The organism is Dysgonomonas sp. PF1-14, assembly GCF_029892965.1.
Classification (GTDB): domain Bacteria; phylum Bacteroidota; class Bacteroidia; order Bacteroidales; family Dysgonomonadaceae; genus Dysgonomonas.
In genome coordinates, this window is the sequence record NZ_JARXWN010000008.1 from 20,610 (window position 1) to 41,340 (window position 20,731).

General features: G+C 40.7%; 21 protein-coding genes. 11 read left to right on the forward strand and 10 right to left on the reverse strand.

Annotated elements, in window-relative coordinates:
* Positions 1-14 precede the first annotated feature (14 nt).
* The gene (locus M2448_RS10825; RefSeq protein ID WP_280646927.1) at positions 15-1,142 is read right to left on the reverse strand and encodes a PCMD domain-containing protein; all 1,128 of its coding nucleotides are present in this window, start codon (positions 1,140-1,142) and stop codon (positions 15-17) included.
* 177 nt (positions 1,143-1,319) lie between these two features.
* A complete protein-coding gene (locus M2448_RS10830) occupies positions 1,320-1,670 on the reverse strand; it encodes a DUF3836 domain-containing protein (protein ID WP_280646926.1) in 351 nt (116 codons plus the stop codon).
* Between the two features lie 396 nt (positions 1,671-2,066).
* On the opposite strand from M2448_RS10830, the gene M2448_RS10835 reads away from it, so the two are divergent.
* Positions 2,067-3,713 (forward strand): diphosphate--fructose-6-phosphate 1-phosphotransferase, encoded by a 1,647-nt coding sequence (locus M2448_RS10835; RefSeq protein ID WP_280646925.1) that lies wholly within the window; start codon positions 2,067-2,069, stop codon positions 3,711-3,713.
* A 374-nt stretch (positions 3,714-4,087) separates the two neighbouring features.
* Positions 4,088-4,285 (forward strand): hypothetical protein, encoded by a 198-nt coding sequence (locus M2448_RS10840; protein ID WP_280646924.1) that lies wholly within the window; start codon positions 4,088-4,090, stop codon positions 4,283-4,285.
* On the opposite strand, the gene abc-f is transcribed toward M2448_RS10840, so the two are convergent.
* Positions 4,245-5,831 (reverse strand): ribosomal protection-like ABC-F family protein, encoded by a 1,587-nt coding sequence (abc-f, locus tag M2448_RS10845; protein WP_280646923.1) that lies wholly within the window; start codon positions 5,829-5,831, stop codon positions 4,245-4,247. The genes M2448_RS10840 and abc-f overlap by 41 nt on opposite strands.
* A gap of 615 nt (positions 5,832-6,446) precedes the next feature.
* On the opposite strand from abc-f, the gene M2448_RS10850 reads away from it, so the two are divergent.
* Positions 6,447-7,496 (forward strand): tetratricopeptide repeat protein, encoded by a 1,050-nt coding sequence (locus M2448_RS10850; RefSeq protein ID WP_280646922.1) that lies wholly within the window; start codon positions 6,447-6,449, stop codon positions 7,494-7,496.
* A 66-nt stretch (positions 7,497-7,562) separates the two neighbouring features.
* Here M2448_RS10850 and M2448_RS10855 read toward each other — a convergent pair whose 3' ends face one another.
* Together M2448_RS10855 and M2448_RS10860 are read right to left on the reverse strand one after the other, a co-directional pair.
* Complete coding sequence (locus M2448_RS10855; protein ID WP_280646921.1) at positions 7,563-7,736, reverse strand: hypothetical protein; 174 nt, start codon at positions 7,734-7,736, stop codon at positions 7,563-7,565.
* 120 nt (positions 7,737-7,856) lie between these two features.
* The gene (locus tag M2448_RS10860) at positions 7,857-9,494 is read right to left on the reverse strand and encodes a PCMD domain-containing protein (RefSeq protein ID WP_280646920.1); all 1,638 of its coding nucleotides are present in this window, start codon (positions 9,492-9,494) and stop codon (positions 7,857-7,859) included.
* Between the two features lie 279 nt (positions 9,495-9,773).
* Here M2448_RS10860 and M2448_RS10865 point away from each other — a divergent pair, with 279 nt between their 5' ends.
* Entirely contained in the window at positions 9,774-10,241 is a 468-nt protein-coding gene (locus M2448_RS10865; protein ID WP_280646919.1) for a MaoC family dehydratase, read from the forward strand.
* A gap of 111 nt (positions 10,242-10,352) precedes the next feature.
* Here the strand turns inward: M2448_RS10865 and M2448_RS10870 are convergent, their stop codons facing one another.
* Complete coding sequence (locus M2448_RS10870) at positions 10,353-11,066, reverse strand: LexA family transcriptional regulator (protein WP_280646918.1); 714 nt, start codon at positions 11,064-11,066, stop codon at positions 10,353-10,355.
* 309 nt (positions 11,067-11,375) lie between these two features.
* Between M2448_RS10870 and M2448_RS10875 the strand changes: the two genes are divergently transcribed.
* Positions 11,376-12,812: an FISUMP domain-containing protein gene (locus M2448_RS10875; protein WP_280646917.1), complete on the forward strand. Its 1,437-nt coding sequence runs from the start codon at positions 11,376-11,378 to the stop codon at positions 12,810-12,812.
* Between the two features lie 221 nt (positions 12,813-13,033).
* On the opposite strand, the gene M2448_RS10880 is transcribed toward M2448_RS10875, so the two are convergent.
* Positions 13,034-13,702: a DUF2461 domain-containing protein gene (locus tag M2448_RS10880; protein WP_280646916.1), complete on the reverse strand. Its 669-nt coding sequence runs from the start codon at positions 13,700-13,702 to the stop codon at positions 13,034-13,036.
* Between the two features lie 187 nt (positions 13,703-13,889).
* On the opposite strand from M2448_RS10880, the gene M2448_RS10885 reads away from it, so the two are divergent.
* The gene (locus M2448_RS10885) at positions 13,890-14,897 is read left to right on the forward strand and encodes a hypothetical protein (RefSeq protein WP_280646915.1); all 1,008 of its coding nucleotides are present in this window, start codon (positions 13,890-13,892) and stop codon (positions 14,895-14,897) included.
* Here M2448_RS10885 and M2448_RS10890 read toward each other — a convergent pair.
* Positions 14,890-15,318 carry a GNAT family N-acetyltransferase gene (locus tag M2448_RS10890; RefSeq protein ID WP_280646914.1) on the reverse strand — a complete coding sequence of 143 codons (429 nt, stop codon included), beginning with the start codon at positions 15,316-15,318 and terminating at the stop codon, positions 14,890-14,892. The two genes, M2448_RS10885 and M2448_RS10890, sit on opposite strands and share 8 nt — an antisense overlap.
* A 313-nt stretch (positions 15,319-15,631) precedes the next feature.
* Between M2448_RS10890 and M2448_RS10895 the strand changes: the two genes are divergently transcribed.
* Positions 15,632-16,192, forward strand: a complete 561-nt coding sequence (locus M2448_RS10895) for a sugar O-acetyltransferase (RefSeq protein WP_280646913.1) — start codon at positions 15,632-15,634, stop codon at positions 16,190-16,192.
* Between the two features lie 101 nt (positions 16,193-16,293).
* Here the strand turns inward: M2448_RS10895 and M2448_RS10900 are convergent, their stop codons facing one another.
* Positions 16,294-17,280: a hypothetical protein gene (locus M2448_RS10900; protein ID WP_280646912.1), complete on the reverse strand. Its 987-nt coding sequence runs from the start codon at positions 17,278-17,280 to the stop codon at positions 16,294-16,296.
* A gap of 158 nt (positions 17,281-17,438) precedes the next feature.
* Positions 17,439-17,810: an MmcQ/YjbR family DNA-binding protein gene (locus tag M2448_RS10905; protein WP_280646911.1), complete on the reverse strand. Its 372-nt coding sequence runs from the start codon at positions 17,808-17,810 to the stop codon at positions 17,439-17,441.
* Positions 17,811-18,297: 487 nt separating this feature from the next.
* Between M2448_RS10905 and M2448_RS10910 the strand changes: the two genes are divergently transcribed.
* The 4 genes from M2448_RS10910 to M2448_RS10925 all read left to right on the forward strand — a co-directional run bounded on the left by M2448_RS10910 (position 18,298) and on the right by M2448_RS10925 (position 20,725).
* Positions 18,298-18,636, forward strand: coding sequence for a hypothetical protein (locus M2448_RS10910; RefSeq protein ID WP_280646910.1), 339 nt, complete (start codon positions 18,298-18,300; stop codon positions 18,634-18,636).
* A gap of 126 nt (positions 18,637-18,762) precedes the next feature.
* On the forward strand, positions 18,763-19,407 hold the full coding sequence (locus M2448_RS10915; protein WP_280646909.1) for a hypothetical protein: 645 nt from the start codon (positions 18,763-18,765) through the stop codon (positions 19,405-19,407).
* A complete protein-coding gene (locus M2448_RS10920; protein WP_280646908.1) occupies positions 19,394-19,981 on the forward strand; it encodes a hypothetical protein in 588 nt (195 codons plus the stop codon). Before M2448_RS10915 ends, M2448_RS10920 begins: the two co-directional genes overlap by 14 nt.
* 132 nt (positions 19,982-20,113) lie before the next feature.
* On the forward strand, positions 20,114-20,725 hold the full coding sequence (locus M2448_RS10925; protein WP_280646907.1) for a hypothetical protein: 612 nt from the start codon (positions 20,114-20,116) through the stop codon (positions 20,723-20,725).
* The last annotated feature ends 6 nt before the right edge of the window (positions 20,726-20,731 follow it).

The following is a 20,731-nucleotide window of genomic DNA, read 5'->3' on the forward strand; positions in this document are numbered from 1 at the left end:
TTTTTTAATTATTCTTATTTATCGCAAATAACTTCTACATCGTCTACTATCAGCGTACTGCCTACACCGCCTTTGTATTCGTTACCGTCTTTACTGGATGCAAACATAATGACCAGTTTGTAGTCGAAAGCAGCATAATTTAATACTTCTTCACCCGGTTTATATTTGAATGGGATGGTAAACTTGGTAAAGCCCTTATCGGCTGGGGTATCTGTCTGGCTTGCAGTCTCGGGTTTCCAGTCGGCACGTGCAACTATCATTTCCGAATCCATGATGGTTATCCCATCCAGAAACACCTTGTATGCCTGTCCTTTAGGAACTTTGTACAATACGGAATAGATAGAAAATTCGTCAATAATATCGTTTGTGCTTTGCTCATTATTGTTATCGTCCAAGTAGATGTATGGTTTACCTACCTTATATTTGTAATATCCGGTAAATGTAAGAGGCATTCCTGCTTTTTCGGGGTGTATGCGCCCCAATCTGAGGCATTTGCGCGGTTCGGCAATCCCTTCTTTCAGCGAGAAGCTGCCATAAAACAATGATCCGCTGAAAATAGGTATCTTTATATTACCGATGCTTACATTGCCCTTCAGTGTTTCCAGTTTAGCGGCATAAGTACCTGTGTGCGAATCTGTGGTAGGTGCAGTCGGGAAGTCTTTTCCTTTGTTAACGAATGCAATGCCCGGATTGCCCGAATCCCATAGTTTTACAAGGATTTCTTCTTCAGTCTTTACCTGTAAGTCGTAATATTCTTCTGTTTTTTTCCAGTTTTCAAAATCGAAAACAAGATTCAAAGAAGACAGTCTGACGACAGTTACAGCATAGTCTTTAGAGTAGTTTCCGTCCTGAGATACTACGGTATATGTTATCGATCCTTTAGAGAAGTCCTGAGTGCTTCCCGATTCGGGTGATATGGTTGCGCCTTCGGTTACTTCAATTTCGGGGGCGACTGATGCCATGTTGATCTCATCGGTTACGTACACGAATACTTCTTTGTTTCTGATATCTGTGTCTACATAACTATTGTCTTTTATAATGAAAGACTCAATGTCGGTTTCTCTGTTAAGAGGCTCATCCTTAATGCACGAAGTAGCTCCAAGTACAATGATGCTGATGATGAATAATAATCTGGATTTCATAGGCAATTCTTAAAATGTCTGCAAATGTAAGGAATACATTGTTACTAATTAAGCATCTTTATTCTTTAAAGTACAAGATAAATGTTATTTTAACTGTTTTTTGCAAAAAAAAGAAAGGAATGCTCCTTTTCGGAACATTCCCTCTCAGTTGTGCTTTTATCGGATACTTCGGATACTTTATTTTCCTGTATTATCCCAGTTGTTAGCCTTTTTATTCCACTTTACAATAGATGGTACAGGCAGATTGTTCGCGTCGTATTCATATGCATATTTCTGAATGCCAGTCCAGCCTTTTACGCTATCCCATTTATATGTGGCCTTGTCCATTATGCGGCCTTCGGCATCGTAGCGGTAGGTTGTCTTGTTCAGAGGTGCATTTGTGTTTTTGTCGCAATACAAAAACTCTTTTACGCAGCCTTCTTCGGTCTGTTCGATATTGCTCAATACTATCGTTTCCGGTGTATTGGCATAAGTGGCTGTAGATAAGAAAAGTACAGCAAGTAGAGAAAAGAAAAATTTAGCCTTCATGATCGTATTTTTTTAAGTTTTATTTTTGATACTGCAAATGTACGATGGAAAATGGCGATTTTAAAATTTTTAATGACAAAATGTAAGCAATCTCAGGTTAATTATCCTTAAATTGGATAGTGTCCACCCTTTATTCGGTTTAAGATTGCCATTTATGTATCAAAATGATATTTTAAGTTACGCCTATATTGTTCAAAAAGAAAGGATAAGAAATTATATAAAAGAAAAGCGTAAGTAAAAGCATGAAAGTGAAATGACTGTGATTGAATAAGAGAAGAAAATGTGTAAAAAAAGGAAGATATATACTGTTAGTTTTTTATATATCAAAAAAAATGACGAAATTTGCATGCCTTTTGAGGAATAATATTATAACTATATATAAATCAGGAAAATAAAATGAAAAAGAGCGCATTACAAATTGCAAGAGCTGCTTATAAACCTAAGATGCCTAAAGCATTGTATGGTTTTGTGAAAGTTGAAGAAGGTGCCGCTACACAGTCTGTGGCCGATCAGGAAGAAGTGAAGAAACTTTTTCCGAATACATACGGTATGCCGACACTGAAATTTGTTGAAGCTTCGCAGAGAGCTGACTATCCGGCTATAAACGTAGGTGTTATCTTATCGGGCGGACAAGCTCCCGGCGGACACAATGTAATAGCAGGCCTCTTCGACGGAATAAAAGACATGCACAAAGACAGCCGTCTGTTTGGTTTCCTTATGGGACCCGGCGGGCTGATCGACCACGATTATAAAGAACTGACATCCGATATTATAGATGAATACCGCAATACCGGCGGTTTTGATATTATCGGCTCGGGACGCACAAAACTGGAAACTAAAGAACAGTTTGACAAAGGGCTTCAGATATTGAAACAGCTCGATATCAAAGCGCTTGTAATTATCGGCGGTGACGACTCTAATACAAATGCGTGTGTATTGGCTGAATACTATCAGTCTATAAACGCAGGTGTACAGGTTATCGGTTGCCCTAAAACGATAGACGGTGACCTGAAAAACGAAATGATAGAGACATCATTCGGGTTCGATACAGCGTGTAAGGTATATGCCGAAGTTATCGGTAATATCCAACGCGACTGTAACTCAGCCCGTAAATACTGGCACTTCATCAAACTGATGGGACGCTCGGCTTCTCACATCGCCCTTGAGTGTGCCCTACAGGTACAACCGAATATCTGTATCATCTCGGAAGAGGTAGAAGCTAAAAAACTATCGCTCGACGATATTGTAACAGATATAGCAAAAGCTGTTTCGAGACGTGCCGACAATGGTGATAATTATGGTACTGTACTTATTCCGGAAGGATTGATCGAATTTATTCCGGCAATGAAAGTCCTGATTTCGGAACTGAACGAATTTCTGGCTCATCATCAGGAAGAATTCAACGCTGTACCGAAAGAAGATCAATTGGATTATATAAAGAAAAATCTGTCGGCTGAAAACTCGAAAGTATATGCCAGCCTTCCTTCGGGCGTTGCTCGTCAGTTGACACTGGATCGTGACCCTCACGGCAATGTACAGGTGTCACTTATCGAAACCGAAAAACTGCTTGCTGAAATGGTGGGTAACAAGCTTGACGAAATGAAAGCAGCAGGACAATATAAAGGAAAATTTGCATCGCAGGTACACTTCTTCGGATATGAAGGACGTTGTGCTGCTCCGTCTAACTACGATGCAGACTATTGCTACTCGTTGGGCTACACTGCTGCTGCGCTTATCGGTGCAGGCAAGACAGGGTATATGTCATCGGTACGTAATACTACTGCTTCGTCTGACCAGTGGATTGCAGGAGGTGTTCCGGTAACGATGATGATGAACATGGAACGCCGTCATGGCGAAATGAAACCGGTGATACAGAAAGCTTTGGTTAAGCTCGATGGTGCACCATTCAAATACCTACAGGCAAACCGCGAAGCTTGGGCTATCGGTACGGAGTTTATCTATCCGGGTCCTATCCAGTATTTCGGGCCGAAAGAGGTATGCGATCAACCGACTGTAACATTACAGTTGGAACAAGCTAAATAATTAGATTTATATATCTGTTATATTACTGAGAAGAGAGGCTGCAAGTTTTGCAGCCTCTCTTGTTTTCGATTTTTGATCTATCAGTATTTAGAGCCTGTTTAAATTTGACCGAAAATATTTCATATAACTGTTTCTGATTATTCTTCGGATCTTATTTTTATTCTTTCTTCTCTATTTTCTACTTTCCACTCTTGGTTTAGCCTTTAAACCCTTTAACGGGTCGTCCTATAAAGCGTGGCGCTAAAGACTTTTTGATTCCTTTTGCGGCTTAGGCCAAAAGGAATGCAAGCAATCTGTGATTGCGCACAGTAGAAAATAAACAAATATATAATTTCAATCCCTGATTTGCATTAATAACTAAATTACAATCTATTATGAAAAGAATCTCATTTGTTTTTATGTCAATTTTGGCTTTAGCAGCTATCAACTGTGAGACTGCTGCGCAAAGTGTGTATTTTGGTAACGATGTGTATAGCAATGGTACCAATACGTTGAATGCAAATGTATATAGCTCTGAAGCAGCAACTCCCCCTACAACTCTATTGAATAATCCGTTCCTATCTGCCCTATAAAATATTCATCGTGCGAAACAACCAATACCGTACCTTTATAATCGCGGACTGTAGCTGTCAGTATCTCTATGTTTCGTATGTCGATATTATTGGTCGGTTCGTCCAGTATGAACATGTCGGGCGTATTGGCACTTACCATCAGGCAGCATAGCGATAGCTTCATCTTTTCGCCGCCGCTAAGTACGCGGCAAGGCTTATCCCATGTGTCGTAAGGAAAAAGGAAACGGTTGAGTATCGTCTTTATTCCGTGATCCTGCATCCCTGCGGCAAACTGTTCCATCTGTTGCAACACAGTCAGTTCGTCGTTTATCATCGAATATTCCTGATCGAGGTAGACATACGAAAATTCACTTCTTATCAATTCACCCTGCACAGGATTCAGCTTACCTGTAATCAGTTGTAGCAGAGTGGTTTTTCCCGATCCGTTACCCCCTCTTATCACAATTCGCTCACCGCTTTTTATCTGAAAATCTAACGGTGTTTGCCATAATGGCGATTCGCCATACGAATAATCAATTCCTTTCGCTGTGACCAGTATCTTCCCTGTATGCAGCCCCGATGTATTAAAGTCGGTCTTCATAGACTTCAGGTCGGGCAGAGTTGCTTGTAATTCAGCTATATTGTCGGCTATAGATTTCATCTTGTCGGCATGTACTTCTTTCAGTTTCGAGCCGCTTTTCTCGGCCATATCCTGCTTAGTGTCCATAGCCATTTTACCGATTCCCTTCTTCTGATTCAGCTTCTTGCCTCTTGCTTCGTGCTTCTGTTTACGTTCGGCGGTCTCGCGTGCTACCTTACGTGCCAGTCGCAGCTCCTTTTCCTTATCTTCGAGCCTTCCCTGCAAAGCTTCTATTTCCAGTTCCTTCTGCTCTTTGTAAAACTCGTAATTGCCCGCATAATATGCCATACCGCTGCGGCTCATTTCGTAAATGGACGATAGCTGACTGAGCAACGTCCTGTCGTGGCTTACAACTATCACTGTGGCACGCGATGTACGGATAAGGTCGTACAGCTTTTTCCGGCTGAAGTGATCGAGGTGGTTTGTAGGCTCATCCATCAATACGATGTCAGGGTCGTGAATGGCTATTCCGGCAAGGAATACGCGTGTCTTCTCTCCGCCACTCAGTGTCGACAGGCTGTGATCGGGCGTTATATAGTCCAATCCCCACGAAGACAATGCAGCAGTGGCACGCTCTTCTATCGTCCAGTCATCGTCTAGTGCAGTAAAGTTTTCGGGCGCAGCATCGCCTGCCAGTATAGCCCGCAAAGCACTCAGTTTAGCATCTATCTGCAAAGCCTGAGATACTGTAAAATGACTGTATTGACCGAAATGCTGTGGAATATAATAGGGTGGTGACGGGAAAACTATTTCACCCGACGAAGGCGTAAGAACATTAGCAGTGATCTGTAGCAGTGTAGATTTGCCAACCCCATTGTCGCCTACTAATGCGACTTTCTCTCCCTGTGCGACCGAAAAGCTTATATCTGAGAATAATGACTCCTTATCAGGGTGCATATATGCAAGTTGTTTTGCTATTATCGACATAATAGTAAAAAAATTAAGATGTAAGTAAACTAAGGTTTGATTTGCAGGGCTGTGGATCGGAAAATAATGTATATAATTTTCTCTCTGCCTGCGCATGTCGGCAAGCTGAAAATAAAGCCCTATGTGGAAAGAATGTCGCTGATTACATCGAAGTAGGTATAATATTCGTGTACAAAACTACAAAAAGCAGTCGTATTTACAAAACATTAAGAGCGAAATATTTGGCAGCGTTCAGCGGATACAGCTCAATTCCGGTCTGTGTGTTGTGCTGCAAAAGGACGACTTGCTCTTTGGATAAGATACGTATCAAGACGCCCGCACCGGCAGATGAACACATAACTTAAGAGCCTGTTTAAATTTTACCAAAACATTTTGTTATCGTTCTTTTTTCGTTCATTTTCAGTCTCTTTTTGTCCGATTTTCCCCTTTCTTCAGCTTGAATAGCCCGCTATTCGCATTTCAGATAAGAAAAAATCATTCCAAAAATAGTGCTGAAAACCTAAACGAATAAAATTTAAACAGGCTCTAATTCAATTTCAGATTCACCATATATAATATATTTAGATATATTTTGTACCTTGTGTTGTCTATTGTAAACTTTAATCTTCTGACACTATGAAACAGTTATTCCTTTTATTATTCTTGTTGTCTGCATTTTCTTTACAGGCTCAGGATTCACAGGAAGTTACAGACCTCATCAAAGAAGGTATCCTCTACCACGATGCAGGCGACTATGAGCGGGCGATAGGTATGTATAAGAAAGCGTTGGACATTGCTCCCGATTCATATCTTGTCAATTATGAGATAGCAATGACATATATGCATACCAAAGATTACAACAATGCCATAAAATACTCAGACAAAGCCATAAAGGTAGGCGGTGACAAGGCAATGGCGGCTTATATGAACAAAGGTTCGTGCCTTAACTATCTGGGTAAGCCGAAGGATGCACTGAAAGTATTCGAAAAGGCTGAAAAAAAATTCAGTCCGCACTATCTCCTGTACTTCAACTGGGCGCTTGTGTACTATGGCATGAAAGAATATCCGAAAGCCGTTCCGATTTTTGAGAAAGGGATCGGCCTGAATCCATTTCACGGGAGCAGTCATTTATATACAGGCTATTCGGAAGCCAATATGAATAACAAGATACAGCCTTTGTTGAGTTTTTATTATTTTCTGATGCTCGAACCACGAGGCAGCAGGGCAATGGATGTTTATGGCCTTTTGCAGCAATTGCTTAACGGGAATGTGTCCAAAACAGGGGAAAATAAGATTACAATCAGTCTCGATCCGAACAGCTTTAAGTCAGAATTTTCCACTACAGAGATGATTTTGCCTTTGATGATAGCTGCCAATACTACTGAGATAAATAAGGATAAGACCGAAATGCAATTGTTTGTAAAAAATACGGAAACATTGTTTAGTTCACTGAAAGAATCGTTGGAAAACCGTAAAGCTGATGGTAAGAGCCTCGACACTAAGAATAGTTTGTGGTGGAAGTTTTACATACCTTTCTTTAGCCGATTGTACGATTCGGGGAATGTAGAGGCGTTTTGCTATTATATAAGCGGAGAGTTTTCGCCTGAGGCTGAAACATGGTTGCTGAATAATGAGGAGAAGAACACTAAATTCCTGAAATGGATAAAAGTATTAGACGACGAATAAAGATACAGGGGAGGACTTACGGTTCTCCCTTTTTTGTATAAAAGCAAAAGATTGTTTCAACCAAGACTAGCTCGGAAACTCAATCTCATCGTCATCGTACAGATTGTTGAGTTCGAAAGATAAACTGTCAAGCTCTTTATCGTACAGCTCCAGTATCTCTTTCGGAGTATCTGCCGGAGCGTCTTCTATCCGCTTTCTTACAAGCTCTATTTCATTTTCCAGTTCTTCGCGTCTATCCATTGTGTACTGTATTAACGGTTTCTTTATAGTTAACAGTCGATGAAAGAGAAAAGTTTATAGAAAGAAAAAACCGCAGGCGGATTGCCTGCGGTTTTTTGGTATGTTGGATTGTGCTGTTTATTATTCGGAGATAATTTCTACATCATCGATAACGAGTCTGCTTCCAATGGCTCCATCATATTTTATTCCATCTTTGCTGGATGAGAAAATAACAGTGAATTTGTATTTCTTTGAAGAATCATAGGTTTTTCCACTATAATCAAGTGTTATTTCGAAAGGAGAAAACTCATTTTTTTCTTCATCATTGGTCATGATAGCTTTTGCTACAATCTTTTCAGAGGTATAGATATCATGTCCTGTAAGTATATCTGTATCATTCTCTACTTCATAAAGTACAGCTGAGACAGACATTCCATCTTTTTTCCCTGTAGTATCAAGTTCCAGATTGTTATAAAATTCAGTGCCGGCTTTGTATTTATAATATCCTCTAACTTTCAAAGGCTTCTTGTCAAACAAAATGCCGAATTTAGTACTGGCCAAATGATCTGTCGAATTTGTAATGAAGCTCCCAAGAAACATTGTCCCTGCAGTAACTTTAGGAATCTGATTTCCGAAAAGCATTTTCCCTTTAGTGTCTAAAGAATATATTTCTGCTGCATAATTTCCCGATCGCTTATCTTCTGTAGGGTTTATTGGATAGCCACCTGTATAACCAGTCATACCTGAAAGCAATTTTATAAGCTTCACAGCATCATTAGAGCTTGCCCATCCTTCAGTTATTTGATATTTTAATGCTTGAGAATCTCCGGACAGTGACCAGTTTTCAAATCCATATTTTGCAATTGTAGCTTTTCTTGCTGTCACATCATACTCAGTCTTAGTAACACCATCTTCGGCTGTAACTGTGAATTTAACTGTGCCGCCGCTAAAGTCTACCTTAGTACCCGATGCTGGAGATACAGTAGCATTTTCCGATAGTGTGATAATAGGGATTATATCTTTAAGTTGTGCTGCTGTTGCATTCGGATCTACATAGAAATAGATATTAGATCCGTCCATTACAGCATCTATTACTACAGCTGCCCCCGATACGCTGAAGCTCGATATTGAAGTTTCAGGGCTTGGTGCCTTTTTACATATAACGTTGTATTCGGTCTTGCCTTTTCCATCTCCCGCATTCACTGTAAATTTAACAGCACCACCCGAGAAGTCTACTTTGCTGCCCGATGCAGGCGTAACTGTAGCCTGTGGCGAAACGGTAATATCAGGTGTAAGTTCTTTCAGCTGCTCGTCAGTAGCATAGAAATCTACATAGAAAGTTATATCCGTACCATCTATTTCCGGCTGTGTTACTACGACCTCGTCGGAGAAACTCATTCCCAGAATTTCTGCATCAGGGTTTGCAGCTCTTTTGTACGTTACATTGTATTCTGTAGAGTGCATCCAGTCTTGTGATGTCACAGTAAACTTCACAGTACCTCCTGTAAAATCTACTTTACTGCCCGATTCGGGAGATACAGTAGCTCCTGTGGATAGTATAATTGTGGGAACCATTTCCTTTAATTCTTCGTCTGTAGTACTATAAGCTACATAGAAAGTAACATTTGTACCTTCCATCTTAGGAAGCCCTATCACAGATGGTGTGTCAAATGCTATAAACTTCATCTCCGCTTCAGAGTTTAGTGGCTTGTCGTCACAGGCTGTAAAAAAGCCTAAAGACATGATTGACAGCACTAAGTAAAAGATTTTCTTATTCATAATCAAGTATTAAATAAATGTTTGTATCAACCTAATTGTTTATAAATCTGGACTTTTTAATTTCAGCGAACAAAAGTACTTAATAAAACAAAATTAATGTCTTCAAAAAAGAGTAAACTAGATAGAATAAATGTTTTTTAATAAATTTTTAATAATAATTCACATTCCCGTTAATTTTTCGTGAAAAAACTAGCTGTGCATCCCAATACTCACTTGTTTATTTTGTTATATCAGCTAATATGAATATATTTACACTAGGATTTGTTAATTAACTTTTTTATGAGCAAGCTTATTATTAATTCCTACGAAGATTTTGAAAAATGCGTAGGTCAGGAATTAGGAACGTCTGATTATCTGAAAATCACACAAGAACGTATCAATTTATTTGCAGAAGCCACTCTCGACTATCAATGGATACATACCGACCCGGAGCGTGCAAAGGTAGAAAGCCCATTTAAAAACACCATTGCACATGGTTATCTGATGGTATCGGTACTGCCATACCTCTGGGATCAGATTATAGAAGTGAATAATATAAAAATGCTGATAAACTACGGTATCGAAAAGCTAAAATTCAACCAGCCGGTAGTAGTCGACAGCGAAGTACGCCTGAGGGTGAAACTGGCTTCGCTCGTTAATCTCAGAGGCATAGCCAAAGCTGAGCTGAAAGTGGTGTTGGAGATAAAAGACAGCCCTAAAAATGCACTGGAAGAAACAGTTATCTTCCTGTACCATTTCAATAGCTAAAATATCCGGATAATAATATAATAATGCGGGAGGCTTTAATGAAGATTAGCCTCCCGTATTCTATTTTATATCGCTAACGCTGCCTGTGTGAGTAGATTCATCGCATGAAAATCACATAATCGAGTTGTAGCTTACATGTGCCTTAATCAGCGCTTTCCACTGTATGTTTGCAGCAGGAATGTCTTTCGGATGATATTTCGGATTCTGCCCTGTGAGGCATACATAGTCATCACCTAGCTGAGACCGTTCCAGATTTTTAATTGTCAGGTACTCTTCCCCGTCTATTATTACATACAAAATGTACATTTCGCCCCAATGTATATGCTTTGTATTATTTGCCGTTTTGTAGCACACAATATCTCCCGGCTTTATCAGTGGGTACATACTGTCAGTTTTCACATAGCCCGATCCGTCGCATGTATTCAGTTTCGGAATAGACAGATAGCCCTCGCAGTGATGTAACTCTTTATAGGTGAAGATAGGAATAAACTCGAGAGGAGATTCCATTCTGATCAGGCGATCGTCGTTGATTGTTGCCGGATCTACATTTGCCACAGCTGCATACTGGTCGCGTATCGATCCCAGATCGCTGTAAATGTTGAATGACGAAGATTTTAACATTTCTCCTTCACCTGTTATAAGCCATTCCAGGCTCAGGTCGGGATATGCGTTATGAATTTTCACGATAGTATCGCCGGTTATCCCGCTTTTTTTATCCAAAGTGCCGTTGGCAATACCGGTTTGAGTATAAAATTTGTTTTTCGATATAGCCAGACTTTCCAGAAACTCTAAAATTCTATCTTTTTGTGTTAATTTTTTATCCATTTATTATTGTGTATTGATTCATCATGTATAGTTTGTGGCTATACATTACTCGTACAGTTTGTAAAATTTCTCATAAATATACTATTTAGAATTGATATATAGCGAATATCTATGTGAAAAACACTTTTAAAATGTTATAAAGTTTATACGTATAGTAATAAATCTAAATAAATTGTCACAATGTAGACAATTTTACATAGTCAGTATTAACTTTGCATAGTTCATTCGATGAATCACTCTCGTAACTAATAATTTTTAATAAAAAAGCGAGTAAACAGTTAATTACACAAGACAACAAAGACAAACAAAATGAGAACATTAACAAGAAAAATCTTATTCGTTCTGGTATATTTTTTAATTGCGATTTTTTACTCAACTCCACTCATCTCTCAGGTCACAATAGGTATGGGAGCTGCTCCCAGCAAGACCGGACTGCTCCAACTCAAAGATCAGGAATCCGATGAAGATAATATTACCAGTACCACCGGAGGCTTTATACTGCCTCGTGTAGCTCTCAAAGACATATATACATTAGAACCCTTTGTCGATCCTGCCGATAATGAGTACCAGAACTACAAACGTGAAAGCGTGGGTACGATGGTATATAATGTAGTAGTGCTACCTCCCGATATAGTTCCCGGTATTTATTTCTGGGACGGCGAACGATGGGTAAACGTTATCTCTACCAATGTGACAGAACCCGATCCCCCCCAGACACCCGATGACGGGTTGTACAACTCAAACATAGACGACCCTCTGAACCTGACACTGCCTAACTCTTATCTGCTGCAACAGGGACACCCTCTGATTATACCTGTGATGAAGGGATATGCGACATGGAAGCAGGTGCTCGATCCGGAAGAAAGCGATCTGGTAGGAAAACTGACGACAAAATTGCTGTGGCAGAGTAAACAAAACCTGATAAAAAGCGTAGAGCTATATGGCGGAGACAAAGGGAAGGACTCTAAGGTGAAGATAGAGACTTACGATGTGGATGGCAATGCCGTAGTAGGCATACTCATAAATGGTGTTGTAAAATGGAGCTGGCATATATGGATAACAAACTATGATCCGGAAGAAGAGGGTGCTTACAGAGAGCACAACGGCGTTACGTTTATGGATCGTAATTTGGGTGCCTTATACACCGGAAAAAACAATATACTTACCGGAGGGATGAACTACCAGTGGGGGCGTAAAGATCCGTTCCCGGGAACTTCCAGCCTAGAAGTGAACGATGTGGAACGAAAATTATACGATATAGAAAACAATGAAGTCTCACTTGAAAAAATAGCAGCTCCGTCTGGGGACAACAGGCCAAACTCTGTTGAAAATCCGATGACCTATTATACTGCTAACGGTAACTGGGCGAACAGTAATATCAACTTCTGGGATAGAGGAGGAGAAAAGGGCATAGTAGACCCCTGCCCGAGAGGATGGCGTGTACCAAAAAACCGAAGTGTGTGGAGCGGGCTGTCGGAAGACTTAAAGTACCGCGCAGTGGAAGAAGGCGGCCTCAACTGGGATAAAGACGGCTACGACAACGGTTTTTACCCTTCAGCCGGATTCAGGGAGGCAACCAGTGGTAATTCTAAGATAAGTGGTAAAGTAGGATATTACTGGACGAGTGAAATAACAGACAATTCCACGAATGCTTATTGTCTGTTTTTCGGTGTACACGAAATAAACCTGAGAGACAGGCGCGCGCTGAAAGCGCAAGCTAATTCTGTGCGCTGTGTAAAAGAATAATAAGATAATCTTGGAATAATACTATGTGTTGTTTTTATTAAAGTGTTAGTTTGCAAAGCACGGGCTGTGAAGTTCGTGCTTTATTTTTTTATTCTTTCTTCAGCTTGAATAGCTCGCTATTCGCGCTTCAGATAAGAAAAAATCATTCCAAAAATAGTTCTGAAAACCTAAACGAATAAAATTTAAACAGGCTCTAAATCTATTACAGAAAAGCATTCAATTTATATATCTTCCTCCAATATATCATCGAGAAACCTTCCCAACGGTTGCATTATCTTGTACATATCGGTTGCGAAAGCAACAAAATCGTCGCTGAACAGCTGCTCTTGGGTGACAGGTTTCAGTGCATAAAAGTGTTTTAATTTCAGGTATTCGGCAGCAGGATGATTTTTGTCGAACCCATTGGGCACACGTTGCAACATATCCTCATCGCGGTAGAGATCACCTATTTCTTTCTTGAATTTTTTCTCTTTTATAATCTCTTCGAGCATCTCAAAATCATTGTAGATACCGCGCCGCATCTTCTTCAACTGGTCGGGCATTAGCATATATTGTCCGTATGAGATAAATATCTCTTCGGGTGACAGGTGCAGGTAGTAGCCCGATAGCCTGCCTGCGATATGCGGGCGGAATACGGCACCAAAATTGGTCTTGTAAGGTGTTTTATCCGCAGCAAAGCGGGTGTCTCTGTATATGCGGAACATACATTTCTTCGGATTGAGCAGTCCTATTTCCGAATCGAACATGGCGATGGACTGAATGAGTTGCCCCACGAGTATTTCGAAATCTGCACGGGCACGTTCATACCATTTTTTGTTTTCGGTAAACCATTCGCGGTTGTTGTTACCCTGCAATGCTACAAGGAAATCAAGAGTATCTTTTTTCAGCATAGTTTCTAATATTAAGCAAACTGTAAAGATAATGTTTTATAGGATAAGTAAGTCTGTTGTTGTATTTAATAGAACGTTTATTCAATACAATCTCAAATACTGATTCGCATAATTAATCAAAATACCATATTTGTGGAAGATAAATTTTTGCTTTACATTTGATACCTGAACTTTAGCTCTCTACACGATGAAAAAATCACCACTGCTTTTTATTATCTGTATACTGGCTGCCTGTAGCGATCGCAACAGCATGGAAAACTACTCGCTGCTTACCAATCTGGGCGATATGGAACAGACCGTATTTGTGCCTGCATTGGAAAGCCCTGTTGGTGCGAATGAGAATGTTATATATACACCTACCTTGCTTTTTGCTTGGGACGAAGTGCGGAAAGTAACGGGACAACCGATAGAATACACTGCCGACTCGCTATCGGACTTTGATGTGCTGAATACCTCCACATCATTTCTGGAAGCACTGGACAAGGGAGAATACAAGACGACAGTGGAGGTAGAAGAAGATAAGATAGCAACTAGCGCCTCTTTCAAGAAGTCCCTGTTTTTCGGCACAGAATTTCAAAAAGCGGAGAAGCCGTTGCTATTCGGCGATTCACAGGTGAGGGCTTTCGGTATGTATGATTATCAGGAAGATGTGGCAAAAAACATCAGCATGCTTCATTACCGGAGTGACAGCCTTTTTGTGATATCGCTGCGCCCCAAGGAAGAAGGGCATGAAATAATCCTTGCCAAAGGTATCGACAGCATACAATCTCTGTCCGATGCTTATTCTCAGATAAATTTGCTGATAAAAACAGGCAGGCAAGACACTGTGAATATCTGGAAGCATTTTATAACAAGTATGGACAAACTGTCTATACCCGTTATCAGTTTCAATCTGGAGACTAATTACGGCAATATAGAAGGGCAGAATTTTAAAGTAGTAGTACAGGAGTACAATGTTGTAACTGCCCGTCAAACTACCAAGTTTGTGCTGAATGAATCGGGTGCTGCTGTGGAGAGTTATGCATCTGTTGAGGTTAAATCAGTATCTGCTGTGCTCTCTTTTGAAGAACAAAAACCCAAAAACCTCGTCTTCGACAAGCCCTTTATCATCATTATGAAGCACCGAAACCGTACGAACCCTTACTTTGTAGCGCGTATAGCTAACGAAGAACTGCTGGTGAAGGAAGTTAACTGATTGTTAGCCTGTACACATTCGTTTCGCGCCGTACAAAGCCTATCTTCTGATAAAGCCTGTTGGCAGCCACACGCTCGGGGCTCGATGTCAGGTTTATGCTCGTTACGCCCATGCTTCCGGCAAAAGCTATGGCATGGCGCACCAGTCTTTCCCCTATATTCTGCCCGCGTGCATTGCTGTCTACCACTACATCTTCTATCCATGCTTTTGCACCTGTAGGTATGTAAGTGACTATCAGCGTCAACGTACCCGCAATATCGGGCGTGTAAGCCGCAAACAGATATGTGTTTTCCGTACCGGCTATTTTTTGCAGATATTCCCTGTCCGGTACTTTGCCGTCGGGTGCCAGCTGAGGCATAAGGCGGGCAAAAGCTTCGGTTACATCTTCATCTACGTGGGTTATTTGTGCTATTTCAATCATTTTTCGGTCAGTTATGAAGTTTACGTCAAAGATAATAGATATAATTATGAATTGCGAAGCAATCGGCAGAGCCAATTATAAATTATGAGTTACGAATGTTATTAGTCCTGCTGTAGGAGCTGACCTGTGTGTCTGCCCGTTTCTATAATCTGTAGGCGAAAGCATTACGCTCCCACATTGTTTCGAGTTCATAATTCAAACTCATGTGAATCAGTATTTGAAGACAAGAGTATATAGAAACGGTGTTTCGCATAACTCATAATTTATAATTATATCCTTATCTTAGCACAAATGAAATCTAAACAAAAAGAATATGACCGAAAAAGAGAAAGCAGCCAAAGGGCTGTTGTACGATGCCAACTATGATGAGGAAATACTCGAAGACCGTGCAAAAGCAGATGATATACTCTACGAATACAACCGCCTGCACCCGCGCCGCAAAGATGATCGCAACCGCCTGCTGAAAACGTTGTTGGGCAAGACAGGCGAAAATTATATCATCACTCCGCCTTTCCATTGCGACTATGGTTATAATATAGAAATAGGAGAAAATTTCTATTCGAATGTAAACCTTGTAATCCTCGACGGGGCAAAAGTACGCATCGGCGACAACGCATTCATCGCACCCAATGTAGGCATATACACTGCCGGTCATCCGCTCGATGTAGAACAGCGCATCAAAGGGCTCGAATACGCCTATCCTATAACCATCGGCAACAATGTGTGGATAGGTGCAGGAGTAAACATTATGCCCGGCGTCACCATCGGTGACAATACGGTGATAGGCGCAGGCAGCGTAGTCACCAAAGATATCCCTGCCAACTGTGTGGCAGTAGGCAATCCGGCTGTAGTAAAAAAATGGTTGAAGGACTAATGTGCCGCTTTCGGCTGAGGTGTGGCTTATTATCAGTATATTTTATTGCCTCCACTTTCAAGTCGTGGCAATTGATACTCTGACAAATGACATACCCTGCTTTATAAATTATTCGTCATATTTGCGATATACTCGCGTTGCTTGTTGAAAAATTCTATCTGTTCCTTTTCGTTGCACTGGGTAATCAGCGTGGTATATCGGGCCATCGAGTCTAGCCACTCCTTTTGGCGGCGGCAAAACTCAGGATTTGTCGTTGTCACTATATCTCCCGCAGGCGACCATATATTGAACGTGCACAATTCCGGCTCGGGATAGCTGACATATGAGACGTTAGGCTCTACATCCACAAGCGACAGATATATGCGTATATTTGCTCCGAGCCCGTTTTCTCCTGTTCGTGTAGAATATTCCATTGCTTCCACTATCCGGTTCAACTCTGCCTGTATTTGTTGCGTATCTTCATCGTTTATCAGCCCTCTTTTGCGGAAATAGTTAAATTCTCTGATCGAATAAAGGAAAATATTTTCATCGAAAATTATACTCATCTCGCACTTGGTGCTGTTGCTCACTTTTATAAATTCTTCCTGAATATTTTGTATCGATGCCGGAAGTATAAAATCGCTGAAATTGGTCTTCATCGCTCCCTTCAGGGTGTGATACAGCCACTTGTAATAGTAAAACTTAGCATATTTCTTGCCTGCCAGCGTGTATCCGAACGGAAGCCTGTTGAGGGCAGAATATACTCCTAATGCATTCTGGTCAGACATTTTTTGTATCGACCGTATATTGCTGCTTATTATTTCGACATATAGCTCTTCGTGCTCTTTTATCTCATGCATCTGCATTTCCAGATAAACCCTGTTAGTATTGCTGCCGATAAACTTGTCCAGCGATACATTCAGCGCCAGTGCGATGGCAGCTATTTCGTCGAAAGAAAATGCGACCTCGTTTCTCAACCTCCGGTAAACCGATTCCTTGCCCATATCGAGGACGTCAATAAGAAAATTTGCCAAATCCTTCAGTTGAGGATAGTGTTGGTAGAGAATCGCTATAAAATCTCTGTTCAGTTTATTTTTTGCTAGTTTCATTCTTGTGTTTCTAAAGGTATACCTCTTATCCCTTATTGTTTTACATCTCAGGTCTAAAATTACTAAATATTTATATATTATTCTTGTTGATCTTACAAATTGCTGCCAGTATATCTAAAGTTTTAGTAACTGTTTTTGATTATCGAAAGGCTTATTCTTTATTTCTGCAAACTTTTGTACTCTTCACGCCGTTTTTTTGGCAGTTTATTAATAACCTCTTCCAGCGAATGCAATATCAGTTCTTTGATAAGGCTGTCGGGTACATCACTCTTCAGATATACAGCATTCCAATTGCTTGACTTCGTATGATCGCCATGCGTAATACCCTGATAACGTTCGCGCAACTCGTTAGCTTTCTCCGGATCGCATTTCATGCTGGCTCTGAATTGCCCGTCTTTGGGTACGAGGTTTATATAGGTAAACATCTTATCCATTACTTTCAGCACCAATATGTTCTTGTCCAGAAACGGACAGCTTTCGGTTGCGCCTTTTATCGAGAGACAATAATTTCTGAAATCTTCTATATTCATAATATAATATTCTTTACCGCACTTTTTTCATTGGTTAATTATTGAACCATAAAAAAGGGCAATATTTCATAATACCTCTTAAAAAACAAATCCCCTTATTACTCAATACAATGCAATAATATAGAAATAGAATAGTGGTACAGAAAAATAAAATGTTTTGTTTTACGTAGGCTATATTGCTATAATACAGTTTATTACATATTTACTATTTATTGCTTGTGAAGCATATTTATACATATTCGCTTATCTGTATTGCTTTGCGGTAATATCTAATTTATATCCATTCTAAATATGGTTCAAATATGAATTATATAGTTCAAATATTTTTATTATTCAGCGAAATAGTCTAAATTTGAACTATATTAATTCTCCTGATACTAAATCAGTGATAACAAATATAAATCATTTTTTATGATTTTCAAAGAAAATTATCTATAGGTAAACATAAGAAATATTCAGTAACTAAATTATTAAAAATCAGAAAAATATGGGCGCATTAAAGATTGACTGCTATTGCAACGAAAAACAAATGGGAAAGATAATAGACATGGTTGCCGCACACCTTTACGATTCGGACAGAGGAGATGTGGCAGACTTCGATGATGTGATAGACGATATGCGTATCTGTGCACAATTCGATACATACATGGATGTAGTCAACCTCCGCATATCCGAAGTGCTCGACAGCGACTGGGACTTACTTTACGAAGATACCGCCGTATTTACGTCGCGCCTGCGGGCTATCCTCAACGACTACAACCGCAATGGCAAGGAATCGGGTTGTCAGGCGCATCATGTACTTGCCGACAGATGGGATGAATTGTAATTATGAGTTATAATTGCAGGGGCGAAATATCTTTCGTCCGCAACTATAGCTCGCTCACACAGAAACAACATTCGAGGAGCAGATGCGACTCAATTCCGGTCTGTGTGTTGTAAAGCAAAAACAAATATGACCTATATAGATATTATAAACAGCGCATGGGAATTGAGAGAACAAGGCATTATTTCGGTACACGAGCACGACTTGTATAACTATCTGGTGCACAGATGCAACCGGCTCAACTGGAAAAATCCTTTCAATCAATCCACAGAGATAATATGCGCTATTTTGGGTATAAACCGAAATGCCTTTACCAGCCGCCGCAACAGGCTTCAGCAACTGGGGCTTATCAAATTTAAAGAAGGTACGGCAAAGACCCGTCCTGCCCAATACACCTTGTTGTGTATCTTGCAGGATACAGTAAAAGATACACATAGTGCTACACTGACCGATACAGTGTCGTACACACTGGACTACACGCTACCCTGTACCTATACTAAAGACAATACAAAACAAGACAAGAAGGAAGAAAAAAAGGAAAAAGAAATTTTGAATACGCCTACCGTTGAAGAAATATCCATTTACTGCAACGAGAGGCAAAACGGTATAGATGCCGGAGTTTTCTTCGATTTCTACCAGTCGAAAGGCTGGATGATAGGCCGCAACAAAATGCGCGACTGGCGTGCGGCAGTGCGTGTGTGGGAAAAGAAGCAACCGGCATCGAAACATAACTCGGCAGATCACGACAACAGCAAATCGTATGAAAACTTTTGAATCTATAGCCGCTGATATGCGCAGCCACAAAATTATGCTGCCCGAGCCTAAAATAAAGATAGCCATACCCGATGCTGAGGCAGTCTTACAGGCGGGTCTCAACTACTTCTTGTCGCAGGAAGGACGTGAGATGAAGTGGCTGCCCGAATATGCCCACATTGCAGGCTGGCTGACTGATAATAAAGGCAGGGGCTTGTTCCTTTTCGGGAACTGCGGGCGTGGCAAAAGCCTTCTTTGCCGCTATGTACTGCCTGCCATACTACTCGGCTATTGCCAGAGGGTAGTGTCGGTATTCGACACCAACGAGATGAACAGCCGGATCGACTATGTGCTTACCCGCCACATTATCTGCATAGACGATGTCGGTACGGAGGAAGTGAGCAATGTGTATGGCAACCGCCGTCAGGCCTTTGCCGAAGTAATAGATGCCGCCGAAAAGCAAAACAAACTACTGATAGTATCTACAAACCTTACAGTGGGAGAAGTCAGAAAACGATACGGCGACCGGGTGCTCGACCGCATTAAATCGACAACACAGCGTGTGTTGTTTGAGGGAGAAAGCCTGAGGGGATAATAGCCCCACCTAACCTCCCCTTGGGGAGGAACTCAGAGAGAGTAAAAAAAAGTAATTTTCGCGGTTTACTTTAAAGTCCCCCTTGGGGGATTTAAGGGGCTGACATAAATCATTTAAAAAAACAAAAAAAATATGAGACTGGGAAACAGCAATGGAAACAACAAAGGGAAAAAGTATCTGAAACGCGGAAAAGGCAATATGCCCGAACCGAAGCCTGCTCATCGCAAAATGGCACAGCAATTCAACGACTGGTTTGAAGAGGGCATGCAGGAAATTATCAATTATCTGGTATATAAGGAAGCCTACAACGAAGATGTATTCAATGAGACATACATACGAATATATGAAAAGATACTGTATGCAGGATTATCTATCAAAGATTATAAAGCTTACTACTACCGATCGTATTATACAAACTACATACAGAACAAAATAGCTGAAGACCGCTATGTGTCGATGCCGCCGTTTGCCAATCTGGAAGCCCATCATGGCAATCCGCACGAGCGCGAGCGCCAGCAGTTGATGCTCGAAAACGAAGTATTCGATTACGTGCACCGCTACTACGACAGGCACGAATTCGAACTGTTCAAGATGTACATCAGCCTCAAGCCCGCTGTAAATTACCATACGCTGGCTGAGATAACACACATACAGGCACACAGCATACAGCGCATTGTATCTAAGATACTGAAAGACCTGCGCAGCAATCAGAAACTGGTGAATAAGTATAAAGAAGTAAGATAGGTATCT

What these genes read in the sequence shown, in the direction of transcription:
- M2448_RS10840 (WP_280646924.1), top strand. Translation starts at nt 4,088, where the DNA reads ATGAAAAGAATCTCATTTGTTTTTATGTCAATTTTGGCTTTAGCAGCT.
- M2448_RS10925 (WP_280646907.1), top strand. Translation starts at nt 20,114, where the DNA reads ATGAGACTGGGAAACAGCAATGGAAACAACAAAGGGAAAAAGTATCTG.
- M2448_RS10900 (WP_280646912.1), bottom strand. Translation starts at nt 17,280, where the DNA reads ATGAAACTAGCAAAAAATAAACTGAACAGAGATTTTATAGCGATTCTC.
- M2448_RS10855 (WP_280646921.1), bottom strand. Translation starts at nt 7,736, where the DNA reads ATGGATAGACGCGAAGAACTGGAAAATGAAATAGAGCTTGTAAGAAAG.
- M2448_RS10850 (WP_280646922.1), top strand. Translation starts at nt 6,447, where the DNA reads ATGAAACAGTTATTCCTTTTATTATTCTTGTTGTCTGCATTTTCTTTA.
- M2448_RS10910 (WP_280646910.1), top strand. Translation starts at nt 18,298, where the DNA reads ATGGGCGCATTAAAGATTGACTGCTATTGCAACGAAAAACAAATGGGA.
- M2448_RS10915 (WP_280646909.1), top strand. Translation starts at nt 18,763, where the DNA reads ATGACCTATATAGATATTATAAACAGCGCATGGGAATTGAGAGAACAA.
- M2448_RS10835 (WP_280646925.1), top strand. Translation starts at nt 2,067, where the DNA reads ATGAAAAAGAGCGCATTACAAATTGCAAGAGCTGCTTATAAACCTAAG.
- M2448_RS10870 (WP_280646918.1), bottom strand. Translation starts at nt 11,066, where the DNA reads ATGGATAAAAAATTAACACAAAAAGATAGAATTTTAGAGTTTCTGGAA.
- M2448_RS10830 (WP_280646926.1), bottom strand. Translation starts at nt 1,670, where the DNA reads ATGAAGGCTAAATTTTTCTTTTCTCTACTTGCTGTACTTTTCTTATCT.
- M2448_RS10880 (WP_280646916.1), bottom strand. Translation starts at nt 13,702, where the DNA reads ATGCTGAAAAAAGATACTCTTGATTTCCTTGTAGCATTGCAGGGTAAC.
- M2448_RS10825 (WP_280646927.1), bottom strand. Translation starts at nt 1,142, where the DNA reads ATGAAATCCAGATTATTATTCATCATCAGCATCATTGTACTTGGAGCT.
- M2448_RS10860 (WP_280646920.1), bottom strand. Translation starts at nt 9,494, where the DNA reads ATGAATAAGAAAATCTTTTACTTAGTGCTGTCAATCATGTCTTTAGGC.
- M2448_RS10905 (WP_280646911.1), bottom strand. Translation starts at nt 17,810, where the DNA reads ATGAATATAGAAGATTTCAGAAATTATTGTCTCTCGATAAAAGGCGCA.
- M2448_RS10875 (WP_280646917.1), top strand. Translation starts at nt 11,376, where the DNA reads ATGAGAACATTAACAAGAAAAATCTTATTCGTTCTGGTATATTTTTTA.
- abc-f (WP_280646923.1), bottom strand. Translation starts at nt 5,831, where the DNA reads ATGTCGATAATAGCAAAACAACTTGCATATATGCACCCTGATAAGGAG.
- M2448_RS10895 (WP_280646913.1), top strand. Translation starts at nt 15,632, where the DNA reads ATGACCGAAAAAGAGAAAGCAGCCAAAGGGCTGTTGTACGATGCCAAC.
- M2448_RS10920 (WP_280646908.1), top strand. Translation starts at nt 19,394, where the DNA reads ATGAAAACTTTTGAATCTATAGCCGCTGATATGCGCAGCCACAAAATT.
- M2448_RS10865 (WP_280646919.1), top strand. Translation starts at nt 9,774, where the DNA reads ATGAGCAAGCTTATTATTAATTCCTACGAAGATTTTGAAAAATGCGTA.
- M2448_RS10890 (WP_280646914.1), bottom strand. Translation starts at nt 15,318, where the DNA reads ATGATTGAAATAGCACAAATAACCCACGTAGATGAAGATGTAACCGAA.
- M2448_RS10885 (WP_280646915.1), top strand. Translation starts at nt 13,890, where the DNA reads ATGAAAAAATCACCACTGCTTTTTATTATCTGTATACTGGCTGCCTGT.